The sequence below is a fragment of the Paracraurococcus lichenis genome, assembly GCF_030657435.1.
GTDB lineage: Bacteria > Pseudomonadota > Alphaproteobacteria > Acetobacterales > Acetobacteraceae > Paracraurococcus > Paracraurococcus lichenis.
On the sequence record NZ_JAUTWS010000464.1, the window covers coordinates 1 to 497 of the forward strand.

Genomic DNA, 497 nt, shown 5'->3' on the forward strand with positions numbered 1-497 from the left:
CTTCGGCCCCAACCTGCGCGCCTTTGTGCTCTACCTGCGCTTCGGCCAGGCCATCCCGTTCGAGCGCCTGGCGCGGCTGTTGCGTGACCTGTTCGGACTGGAGATCAGCGAGGGGGCGTTGGCCAACCTGCTGCAGGACAGCGCGCCAGCCTTCGCGGCACAGACCGGCCTGATCAAGCAGCGGCTGCTGGCCAGCACGGTGTTGGCCTCCGACGAGACCAGCATGCGGGTTGGCAAGAGGACCTTCTGGACCTGGGTGTTCCACCATGCCGACAGCGCCTGCTTCCTGATCCGCCCCTCCCGCGGCAAGGCGGTGGTACGCGAGTTCCTCGGCGAGGTCCGCCCGGCGGTCTGGATCTCCGACCGCCTCGGTGCCCAGAGAGGCTGGGCCAGCCGCGAGCATCAGGTCTGCCTTGCCCATCTGCTGCGTGACATCCAGTACGCGATCGACGCCGGCGATGCTGGCTTTGCTCCCGGCATGAAGCATCTGCTGCAAC

General features: G+C 67.6%; 1 protein-coding gene. It reads left to right on the forward strand.

The genetic code is table 11. The annotated features are described in order from the left end of the window. Window positions 1-497 (forward strand): IS66 family transposase (locus Q7A36_RS40810; RefSeq protein ID WP_305109483.1); only part of this gene is annotated, 497 nt, incomplete at both ends.